Here is an 11,678-nt window from a genome sequence, read left to right on the forward strand (position 1 = left end):
CGAATCGTCCGCAGGGCCCAGTTTCAAACGCGGGACGGGTCCGAGGCGGGACCGCCTCCGCGGATGTTGGCCAGCAGACCGCCCAACTGGGAGTCGAAATCCAGCCCCTTGTCGAAGGCCGTCATCGTCTGTTCGATCCCACGGGACAGCATGGCCAGCATCTGCTCTTCCTGGACGTCCGACAGGCCGAGATACATCAGTTCCTTGGCGAAGAACTGGTTGAGGTCATGCAGGCTCAGGCGGGTTTCCGCCTGCAAGGCCCGGTACTGCTCGCGCAGGGTGACGATGGCGTGTTCCACGCCGGCTGCAGTGTCCTGCAGCAGGGCCGTCCGGGTTCGTATCTCGGTATCGCGTAGCAGCGCCAGCATGCTCGCCTCACAGCCCTCGGCAATGATTGCCAGGTGATCGCGCAGACGCCCGCAGCGCTCTTCGTCCTCAATCGGGAAGTTATTGACGAGGATGGAGACATGGGGATAGTTGATGACGATCTTGCGGCGGAACTGGAAGATGCGTTCCATCTTGCGAACCTGCTCGAACACCGATTCCTCCAGCGGTGTCGCGGTCCCTGACGGGACGAAAGTCTTGGTCCGGCCAGGGGCGCCGAGTTGCACGTTGGCATCCAGGTCGTAGTCGCGCAGGGCGGCAATCGTCAGGCGCGCCAGATCGGCCATATCCGTGCAGGCCAGGCCGCTGCGCAGGAACTGCAGCGCCACGCCGCTCTCCCCCAGATTGGTGAGAAAGGACATGGCCATCTTCTGCATGGAATCTTTTTCGGACTGCACGCGCTTGCGCTCGGCCACCAGCGTGACCAGTGCGCGGACCTTGCTCAATACTTCCTCCGGTGCCGGCGGCTTGGCGATGAAGTCGTCGCCACCCGATTCGTAGGCCTTGAGACGCTCTTCCAGGGTGTCGTGACCGGAGAAGAAGATGACCACCGGCTGATCGGTGGGTGATGACCACTCTTCCAGTGTGTGCAGGCGGCGGCAGGTCTCGTAGCCGTCGATGCCGTCCATCTGGATGTCCAGTAGCACCACATCGGGGCTGAAGCGGATCACATGGTCGAGGCAGGCTTCACCTGATGGAAGGGTACAGGTCTCGAATTCGTCCTCCAGCAGGCTCTCGAGCAGGCTGGCGGAAATTTCGTCGTCGTCGACGATCATCACTCGCGCCCGGGGCGTGCTGTCGGTGTCAAACAGGTCCTCACTCATGTTTGCGTTTCCGTGGCGTTCTCCCGTGCGTCCCAGGTCTCCTTGATTTGCAGAAGCTGCGGGAGGATTGCGGTAAATATCTCTATCAGACGTGGCTCGAAATGGGTTCCCGAGTTTTCTTCGACGAACGTTATCACGCGTTCCAAGGGCCAGGCATCCTTGTATGGCCGTTTCATCGTCAGCGCATCGAAAACGTCCGCCAGCGCGACGATGCGCGCCGATTCGGGAATGGCGCTGCCGGAGAGGCCGTCCGGGTAGCCGCTACCATCCCATTTCTCGTGGTGGCGTAGAGCAAGCTCGGCCGCCAGCTGGAAAACCGGCGCCTTGCTCTTGCTGAGGATCTCGTGACCGATGGTGGTGTGGGTGCGCATGACGACCCATTCCTCCGCATCGAGTTTGCCGGGTTTGCGCAGTACAGTTCCGGGGATGCCGATCTTGCCGGTGTCGTGCATTGGGGCGGCCAGTTCCAGCAGCGCGCAGGCCTCATCGCTCCAGCCCGCGGCTGCGGCGATGGCGCGAGCGTAGGCCGCCATCCGCCAGATGTGCAGGCCGGTGTCGGTATCGTTGAAGTGCCCGGCTTCGCCGAGCATGCTGATGGCGTCCCGGTGGCTCTGCTCGAGTTCGGAGGCTCGCACCAGGTTGAGCTGGTTTGCGACACGCGCCTGGACGATCGCCGGGTGGATGGGCTTGGTGATGTAGTCCACCGCGCCGACCTGGAAGCCGTAGGTCTCGTCCGGGGTTTCCGACAGGCTGGTCACGAAGACGACCGGGATCGCGGCGGTACGCGGATCGGCCTTCAGCTGCCGGCAGACCTCGTAGCCGTCCATGCCAGGCATCTGGATGTCGAGCAGGATCAGGGACGGCTTGTGCCGCCGCGTGGCAGCAAGGGCGTCGCTGCCGCTGGTGGCAAACACCAGCCGATAGCTGGCCTTGAGGGCCTCGCGAATGGCATCCAGGTTCAGGGGTTCGTCGTCGACGACGAGGATCGGGCCGACTGCCATCACCGGCCTCCGTCGATTAGGCCGCAAGCTTGGGCCAGTGCGGAAAGTGCGCGTTCGGCGCCGCGGAAGTCGTAGCGGGACACAGTGTCGGTCAGTGTCTTCAATGGCTCCTCGGGGACTTGAGACCTGAGTTGCGCGAGGAGGGGTTCCACATCGTCCGGCGTGTCCTTCTGCAGCGCCACGCGTATTTGTTCGAAGAGGGGCTGCAGGACTGCAGGCGTTGGCTGTGGATGACTCGGCACGGCTTCATCGCCGGTTACCGTGGCGGCGATGTGCGCCAGGGTGGCGGACAGTGCCAGCCTGAACGCTTCGAGGGCGGCGCTGCAGTCCTGCTCCTGCTTGAGCTGCAGTTCGAGGGTGCGGGCTGTATCCGCCAGCCATTCCAGGCCGATGTTGGCTGCGGCCCCCCGGAGCTTATGCACGAGGGCGGCTCGGTCGGCGTCGCTCGCCGCCGCGTCCAGTCGCGTTGCAAAGTCGCCGAACTGGTCGACGAATTTCTGCAGGAAGCGGTGGTGTTTTTCCGTGCTTCCCCACATCAAGACGCCACGCTCGACAGCAATGACGGCCAGTCCCTGGGCCGCCGATGGCTTGTCGGTTGCTGTGGGCGGGGCCGGGGGCTCAGGGGGGGGGGGTGTTGCAGTGCGTGATGCGTCTAGAGAAGGGGACATGGTTGTGTCTGTGCCCAGCCAATGGAGCAGGGTTCGGTAAAGTGAGGGGGGTTCGACAGGTTTGGATACGAAGTCGCTCATGCCGGCGTCCCTGCAGCGATTGCGGTCTTCTTCGAAGGCGTTGGCCGTCATCGCGATGATCGGGATGGTCTCGCAACCCGGCAGAGCCCGGATACGCCGGGTGGCCTCCAGCCCGTCCATGACAGGCATTTGCATGTCCATCAGGATGAGGTCGTAGGTCTTGAGTCGGACCATTTCAAGCGCTTCCGCTCCATGGTTGGCAATGTCCGCAGTGAGTCCGGACTCGGCGAGGATTTCCTGTGCCACATCCTGGTTGAGTTCGTTGTCTTCCACGAGGAGAACCCGGGCGTTGGTGCGTATTGGCGCGTCGTCCGTCTCCGGCCCGGAAGTCTGGCGCAACATGTCCGGGGTTCCGAGGGATAGCCGGACCTTAAACCAGAACGTGCTGCCTACCCCAGGCTGGCTGCGTACACCAGCGTCCCCCCCCATCAGCATGGCGAGTTTGCGTGAGATGACCAGCCCCAGTCCGGTTCCACCATATTTTCGTGATGTGGATGTGTCTGCCTGGCTGAAGGCCTGGAAGAGGCGGGTCTGCTGTTCATCGGAAATGCCGATACCCTCGTCCTCCACCTCGAAACTTACTTCAACCACGCCATCGTGAAGCGCTCCAAGCCGGGCACGAATGACGATATTTCCCCGGTCGCTGAACTTGACTGCGTTGTTGATGAAATTGATGAGGATCTGCCCGAGTCTAATGGCGTCGCCGATGACGACCGTGTCGTTAAGGCGATCGTCAATTTCCCGGCGCAGCTTGAGGCCTTTTTCCTCCGCCTGAATGGTGAGCATGCTGTAGGCGCTATCAATAACCGTCGGAACGCGGAATGGCAGATTCTGCAGGTGTATCTGCTCAGCATCGATCTTGGACAGGTCGAGGATGTCATTGATGATCGCCAGCAGGTGATGTCCCGCGGAGACGATCTCGTCGAGCCGGATTGCGTGTTTAGTTCCCGCCATGGGCTTCTTGAGCAGTTGGGAGAAGCCGATGATCACATTCAGCGGGGTGCGAATCTCGTGGGACATGTTGGCGAGGAAGGTGCTTTTCGCCCGGTTGGCGTCCTCGGCTTCCTCGACCCGTCTTTCGAGCTGCTTGTTGAGTTTCTTGATGGTGCGCGAACGTTCCTCTACCAGATTCTCCAGGTGGTCCCGGTAGTCGGCCAGCGTGACCTCGGCATACTTGCGCTCGATGGCTAGGGAGACCAGCGTCGACACATGGCAGACAAGCTGGATGTCGTTATGGGTTGGGATGCATGGCGTGCGGTGGTAGATGGCAAAGGTCCCCAGCACGTGCTGGCTTGAATCCCTTATGGGTTCGGACCAGCATGAGGCGAGCCCGGCCTGCGCTGCGACGTCCCGATACTTCGTCCAGTAGGGGTGGGTCTGGACGTCCTCGACGATCACCCGCTCGCCGGTGTGGGCTGCTGTGCCGCAGGCTCCTTCGCCCGGGGCTATGGGGAGTCCGTCGATGGCCTTCATGTAGAAGGTGGGCAGACTGGAGGCCGCGGTGTGCAGGCGCTGTCCACCGCCTGGGCCGATCAGCAGGATGCTGCACAGGGCAGTCGGGTCTATTTTTTCGATGCCGTGTACGATGGTATTGAGGATCTGCTCCAAGGGCGCCCCCTCGACAATGAGCTGCAGTGCGCTGCCGCGGAATTTCTCGAGTTCGTCCGCGCGGTTGCGTTCTGTGAAGTCGGCCACATTGGCCAGTGCGAAATCCTGGTTGTTGTCGCGGAAGTGGCTCAGACCGACTTCAATCGGAAACAGGCTGGCATTCTTGCGCTTGCCGTAAAGGGCATCGCCCTTGCCCATCTTGCGGTTGAACGGTTGGCGGAAATAGGCGGCAAGAAAGGACGTATGCACGTCACGGCTTTCATCCGGTAGCAGGAGATTGAGAGGGTGCCCGATCAACTCCTCATGGGCATAGCCGAATATCCGGCTCAACTCCCGGTTGGCCATGACGATCCTGCCGTTCGCATCCACCACCGCGAGGCCGTTGGAGTTGGCTTCGAAGACGACCTGGAAGTTCTGCTGAGCCTGATAGAGTAGTTGGGTGGCCCGGGCTTCCTCACGGGCGATCTGCTCGGCGTTGTGAAACGCGTTACGCTGAGCGTTCGAGATGACCAGTCTGCGACATCCGACTGCAAACAGGGTCAGGAGGAGGAGTGTGCCGACCGAGATGTGCGACCAGACGTTCCAGCGCACCTCAGCGAGGCTCTCCTCCGGCAGGCGGCTGATCACTGTCCAGATATTGCGGGTTTCGACGCGGCCCTCATAGCTTTTCGACAACGCGATGGTGGACCACGTCCAGATATCGTCCGCGATCCGTTGCTGCCCTTTGTCTGTAGCCGTGACGGCCCGCCAGGCCTCGGGATAGCGAGTACCGAAGGTGTGGGGGCGCTTCAGCATGAACCCCCATTCCTCTGTCGGATCGGTGCTTCGCAGCCAATAGCCGTCTTCATTGAGCAACTGCAAGCGGGAGGCGAGCGGTGCAGCGCTCTTGATGAACGTCTCGATGTTATTGCGTGCGGCAAGATTGATCAGCAGGAAGCCACGGACCTTGCCGTGCTCGTCGAACACGCGCTGCCCGACCCTGAGCGTCGGCGTGTAGGGCTCGACGATGTGAGTGCCTTCCATCAACAGATCGAGGGGGGAGATGTAGGCCAGGTTGTCCCGCATCCCCATGATGTCCTTGAAGAAGTAGCGGTCGCGCTTGTTCTGGAGTTGGGTACGCGGCAGGGGTCTTCCGTCGACGCCGTTCCAGTCGACGCGAACCCGCTCCTGGCCATCCTGGTCAATCCAGCGAACCGAGCTGTAGCCCGGGTTGCGCGACAGTAGCGTGATGAAAGCCTCCTGCATTGCCGCGAGCGTCTCCCTGGACGGGGACAGGTAGGCATTGCGGATCGGGGGCTCCGTCACCAGACTGCGGATATGGTCTAGGGGAAAGGCGAGGTCTTCCTCCAGGCGACGACGGGCTGCCGATACATGCTCTTGTTCGTGCGCAAGGATCGGCGTGACCGCGGCCTGCTCCGAAGAACGTCCCAACAGCCAGGCGCCCCCGATGACGATCAGCGCTACCGGCAGAAAAATGGACAGGAACTGGATGAGAAGATAGCGCCTGTCTATTTCACCAATGCTTTCGGGGTCTTTCGAAATGAAATAAATGGAACTGATTCTGGACTCCTGGATTCATCCGAGAAAAATCGACCGGCTTTTTCTTTCTGCCAATAGTATTCCCGGTGAATGCTGGGAGGTAGTGCAATGGGACACAATTCGGGATATGCCTTGCTGGGAATGCACGGGCGAGCCCGGCTTGTCCCTGCAGGCCCGGAGCACGATGAATATACCCGATACGGGATAAGGGTTTCCCTGCCGGGTGTCACGGGAGGATGTTCTTCCTGTATTTTGGCGGCTGCAGTCAGGAGTACGACGCCATGCCCGCTGCGATTTTCTTCCGCCGGGCGTGCGGCCTTCGAGGTGCTGGTCAGCGCCTGTTGGCTGCCTGCTTCAGCAGGCGCCCCACGACTTCCCGGAATTCCAGGTCAATGTCGGTGGCCCGATCGAAATATCGATGAAAATCATCCTGGGCAGCCCGGAACAAATCGTCCAGATAGGTCCGCTGGATGTCCGTCAGGCTCATGCTGTCCAGCGCGCGTTCGAGATTTTCCAGTGGTTCGACAAGCAGGTGCTGCCCTTGGGACAGATTGTCGCGACTTTGCTCCGCGATCTGCGCCAATATCCGGCCGAATTCGGCCAGTTGGGGGAGTCCATCGTTGGCCTCGATGGGCTGACCATTCAGGGCCTCGATGTCATGCAGGCGCAGATCGGCGCATTCCGTCAGCGTCGATAGATGCTCGCGCAGGCTTGATCGTCGTTCAGGCTCGTCGGTCGGCAGGTTATGAATCAGGATAGCGATGTGCGGGTAGGTGACGAGCGCACGGCTACCGAACTCGAAGAGGTGTTCCGAGTCGCGCCGGGTGGCGAGTACGGAGGCAGCCAGCGGTGACAGTGGGCCATCGGTCGTGCGATCCAGCGGGCCGTCGTGGCTGATCACCCGTACCGCGCCGTTCAGATCCCAAGCCCCGAGAATACCGATGAACAACTCGGCAATGGCTTCATGGCTGCCCAGGGTTGCGAGCTTGCGCAGGGCGTCCACTACCGTGCTCAGATCCCCGACCCGGCTGAAGGCTTTCTGGACCAGGACCTGGGCGGTGCTCGATTGGCGGGTGAGGGCATGGATCGCTGTCCGGTGGGCGGCGATGCTGTGCAGCTTGTGGCGCAACTCATGGGCCGCAACCGGCTTCAGTATGTAATCGTCGCCGCCCGCCTCGTAGGCTGCAATCCGGTCGTCCGCGGTGTCGTGGGCGGATACGAAGATGACGGTCGTTGCGTCGCCGCCGGGCCGTTTGCGCAACGCCCTGCAGGTGTCGTAGCCATCCAGGCCGGGCATGCCGATGTCGAGCAGCACGACCGCGAAAGCGTCAGTGCTGGCGAGAAAGGCATCGCCGTTTTCGAAGGTCTCGACCGCATAGTCATTGCCCAACAGTTTGCTCAGAATGAAGCGTTGCGGAGAATTGTCATCGACGATCGCAATACGAACCTTTTCACCCATGGTAATTCCTGGCCTCTCACGCCTTGATGTGGTTTTCGGTCGGGGCGCGAGCATGCGCTTACCTTACTTCAGCCGGTGCGAGATTAGCATGGAGATCCGCCTGGACGGGCCGTGGTTCGTGCATTTCGGTGCTTGCTGATCTGCTGTTGGGGAAGCCGCATCCATGGCTATTGGGTGAGCGTATTCATAATAGGTGGATCTTTCTGCATGCCGGGCGTCGCCAGGGAGTATTTCTCGTCATAATGACAAGCCCGCGAACATTGTCTGGTGCGGATCTTCCGGCTTGATGCATTTCGCTGGAGAGAAAGGTACAGCGAGAATTATTTAACGGGATGGGGCTCGGTAGTGGATTTGGGGGCCGCGCCGGTTGATTTTTATCAACCGACCGGTGTTCTGACGGCGATTAGAATCTGTCCCTGACAATATAAAAATTTTCATTTTTTCGCTTTTTTTGATAACCGGGTCTGCTTGGGCTTGATCGATGCAAATGAAGTTGGATCAGTGGTGCGAATTCCTGTCGATCGACGGGGATGTGTTGGATACCCTCAAGGAATTTCTCCCGCTTATCGAGGCCAGTATCGATCAAATCCTGGATGTGCTGTACGCGAGGCTGAAAGCCAGCAGCGTGTCGGCGCGGGCTTTCGGCAATGAGGAGACACTCGTCAGGGCGCGGCGCAGCCAGAAGGATCACTGGCTAAAGCATGTCTTCGCCGGTAATTTCGACGACGATTATTTATCCGCTGCCCGGCGCATCGGTCGCACCCATCATCAGCTCGGTGTGGATCTGCGGCTCTACATGGGCGCTTACGCCATCGTGCTCAATGAACTGACCTGCATTGTGCAGGCAGCGATTCCCGATAGCCGCGAGACACGCCTGCGTTACATGAACGCGGTGACCAATGTGGTGTTCATGGACATGGGGCTTGCCACTTATGTCTATTACGACACCATGCTCTCCCACGTGGAGGAAATGGCTCACCAATTGAACATGAGCCTCGCCCGTGCGGGGGAGTATCGGGATAACGAAACAGGCGAGCACATCGTCCGTATGAGCCGGATGTGCGAGGCCGTTGCGCTGTCCTACGGCAAGGATGAACGTTGGGCCGAGATGCTGCGCGTGGCGAGTCCGCTGCACGACGTGGGCAAGATCGGCGTCCCCGACAGCATCCTGCTGAAGCCGGGTCGGCTGACTTCCGACGAGATGAACGTGATGCGCCAGCACCCGGAGATCGGTGGTGACATCATCCCCGAACATCCCGCCGAGGTGATCGGGATGGCGCGGCGGATCGCACTCACACATCATGAGAAGTGGGACGGATCGGGCTATCCCGTTGGCCTGCGCGGCAGTGAGATTCCGCTCGAGGGGCGCATTGCGGCAATCTGCGACGTTTACGACGCCCTGATCTCGAAGCGTCCTTACAAGCAGGCCTGGTCCAAGGAAGAGGCCATCGGCCACATCGTGGCCAGCAGCGGCACCCACTTCGATCCCGACGTGGTGCGTAGTTTCCTGGCCTGCCTGTCGAGCATCGATGATATCCAGCGCCTGTACGGCGACCCCGAAGGCGAGGGCATCCGACCCGAAGCCGGTGCGGCGTACTGCTGAGGCACCGCAGAGCAGGCTTCAGCGGCTGTCACGGTGAGGATAGGCGCCGCATATCACCGGGATAAGGCAAAGCAAATGGTATCTCCATGGGCCGCTGCTAAGCTGTCCATCAGGTGGAACTTGTTTCTCGTTCCGCAAGTCCTTGGTGTGTTTAGACGAGGAGGAGACGACCATGAGCGAACAACAAAAGTGCCCGTTTTCCGGCATGCACGGCGCTCCGGCGACGGCCGGCGTGCGCTCCAACCGGGACTGGTGGCCGAAGCAACTCAACCTGGGGATCCTGCACCAGCATGCCCCGGCCTCGAACCCGATGGATCCGGGCTTCAACTATGCCGAAGCCTTCGGCAAGCTCGACCTGAAGGCGGTCAAGCAGGATCTGACTGCGCTGATGACCGACTCGCAGGACTGGTGGCCGGCGGACTGGGGCCATTACGGCGGCCTGTTCATCCGCATGGCCTGGCACAGCGCCGGCACCTACCGAACCGCCGACGGGCGGGGCGGCGGCGGTACCGGCAACCAGCGCTTCGCGCCGGTCAATAGCTGGCCCGACAACGGCAACCTGGACAAGGCCCGCCGCCTGCTGTGGCCGGTCAAGCAGAAGTACGGCAACGCGCTGTCGTGGGCTGACCTGATCATCCTGGCCGGCAACGTGGCGCTGGAGTCCATGGGCTTCAAGACCTTCGGCTTCGGTGGAGGCCGCGTCGATATCTGGCAGCCGGAGGAAGACATCTATTGGGGGCCGGAGACCGAATGGCTGGGTGACAAGCGCTACAGTGGCGAGCGCGATCTCGCCAACCCGCTGGCTGCGGTCCAGATGGGCCTCATCTACGTGAACCCGGAAGGCCCCAACGGCAATCCGGACCCGGTCGGCTCCGGCCGCGACGTACGCGAGACCTTCGCCCGCATGGCCATGAACGACGAGGAAACCGTTGCGCTGGTGGCCGGCGGCCACACTTTCGGCAAGGCCCATGGCGCTGGTGACCCGAAACTCGTCGGGCCTGAGCCGGAAGGCGCTCCGCTCGAACAGATGGGCCTTGGATGGAAGAACAGCCTTGGCAGCGGCAAGGGCATCGACACGACCACCAGCGGCATCGAGGGCGCCTGGAAGCCCAATCCCACCACCTGGGACAACGGCTATTTCGATACGCTGTTCGGCTATGAGTGGGAGCTCGTCAAGAGCCCGGCGGGTGCCTCGCAATGGCTGGCCAAGGACGTCAAGGATGAGGATCTGATCCCGGACGCCCACGACCCGTCCATCAAGCACCGGCCGATGATGACCACCGCCGACCTGTCCTTGCGCTTCGACCCGATCTACGAGCCGATTGCCCGCCGCTACCACAAGGACCCGCAGGCTTTTGCCGAAGCCTTTGCACGCGCTTGGTTCAAGCTCACGCACCGTGATATGGGGCCGAAGGTGCGCTATCTCGGCCCGGAAGTGCCGGCCGAAGACCTGATCTGGCAGGACCCGATCCCGGCGGTCGATCACCCGCTCGTCGATGCGGCCGATATCGCCGCGCTGAAGGCGAAGATACTCGCATCGGGCTTGTCCATTTCCGAGCTCGTGTCGACGGCCTGGGCTTCCGCGTCCACCTTCCGGGGCTCCGACAAGCGCGGTGGAGCCAACGGCGCCCGCATCCGTCTGGCCCCGCAGAAGGATTGGGAGGCCAACGAGCCGGCGAAGCTGGCCAAGGTGCTGGCAACGCTGGGAGAGATCCAGCAGGGCTTCAACAGTGCGCAGGGCGGCGGCAAGAAGGTGTCCCTCGCCGACCTGATCGTGCTGGGTGGTTGTGCGGCCGTCGAGAGCGCCGCCAAGGCCGCCGGACATTCCATCGAAGTGCCATTCACGCCGGGCCGCGGCGACGCGCTGGCGGAACAGACCGACGCGGAATCCTTCGCCGTGCTGGAGCCCCAGGCCGACGGTTTCCGCAACTACCAGAAGCAGGCCTTCCGCGTGCCGGCTGAAACCCTGCTGGTGGACAAGGCCCAGTTGCTGAAGCTCAGCGCGCCGGAAATGACCGTGCTGGTCGGTGGCCTGCGCGTGCTGGGGGGCAATGTGGGCGGATCGAAGCACGGTGTGTTCACCGCACGGGCAGGGCAACTGACGAACGACTTTTTCGTCAATCTGGTGGATATGGGGACCGAGTGGAAGCCGACGTCCGACGCCGCCGATATTTTCGAGGGGCGTGACCGCAAGAGCGGGGAGGTCAAATGGACCGGCACGCGTGTCGACCTCGTCTTTGGTTCCAACTCGCAGCTGCGCGCCTTGGCCGAGGTGTATGCCCAGAGTGATGCGCAGGGCAAGTTCGTGCGTGACTTCGTGGCGGCCTGGGACAAGGTGATGAACCTGGATCGTTTCGATCTCGCTTGAGCGCCGTGCCACCCAGGCTCCAAGGCCGGGAGATGGCTTCCATCCTGATGCTGGGTGGAGCGTGTGGGGAATTGCCGGCTTGAAGGCATCTTCCCGCACGCCACCCGCGGGGCGCCAAGCCCTCCGGCTGCAAACAGGGCGTC

At 61.7% G+C, this 11,678-nt stretch carries 6 protein-coding genes; 2 read left to right on the forward strand and 4 right to left on the reverse strand.

Annotated features, from left to right (window positions below; all coding sequences use genetic code 11):
* Positions 1–23 precede the first annotated feature (23 nt).
* The 4 genes from AC1PQG_RS10155 to AC1PQG_RS10170 all read right to left on the reverse strand — a co-directional run bounded on the left by AC1PQG_RS10155 (position 24) and on the right by AC1PQG_RS10170 (position 7,564).
* Entirely contained in the window at positions 24–1,208 is a 1,185-nt protein-coding gene (locus AC1PQG_RS10155; protein WP_481122444.1) for a response regulator, read from the reverse strand.
* Positions 1,205–2,209: a response regulator gene (locus AC1PQG_RS10160; RefSeq protein WP_481122445.1), complete on the reverse strand. Its 1,005-nt coding sequence runs from the start codon at positions 2,207–2,209 to the stop codon at positions 1,205–1,207. Before AC1PQG_RS10160 ends, AC1PQG_RS10155 begins: the two co-directional genes overlap by 4 nt.
* Entirely contained in the window at positions 2,209–5,997 is a 3,789-nt protein-coding gene (locus tag AC1PQG_RS10165) for a response regulator (RefSeq protein WP_481122446.1), read from the reverse strand. Before AC1PQG_RS10165 ends, AC1PQG_RS10160 begins: the two co-directional genes overlap by 1 nt.
* Positions 5,998–6,436: 439 nt before the next feature.
* Complete coding sequence (locus AC1PQG_RS10170) at positions 6,437–7,564, reverse strand: response regulator (protein ID WP_481122447.1); 1,128 nt, start codon at positions 7,562–7,564, stop codon at positions 6,437–6,439.
* A gap of 487 nt (positions 7,565–8,051) precedes the next feature.
* On the opposite strand from AC1PQG_RS10170, the gene AC1PQG_RS10175 reads away from it, so the two are divergent.
* Together AC1PQG_RS10175 and katG are read left to right on the forward strand one after the other, a co-directional pair.
* Complete coding sequence (locus AC1PQG_RS10175; RefSeq protein WP_481122448.1) at positions 8,052–9,167, forward strand: HD domain-containing phosphohydrolase; 1,116 nt, start codon at positions 8,052–8,054, stop codon at positions 9,165–9,167.
* Positions 9,168–9,339: 172 nt separating this feature from the next.
* Positions 9,340–11,535: a catalase/peroxidase HPI gene (katG, locus tag AC1PQG_RS10180; RefSeq protein ID WP_481122449.1), complete on the forward strand. Its 2,196-nt coding sequence runs from the start codon at positions 9,340–9,342 to the stop codon at positions 11,533–11,535.
* Positions 11,536–11,678 lie beyond the last annotated feature (143 nt).

Source organism: Zoogloea sp. GDB6 (genome assembly GCF_056724105.1).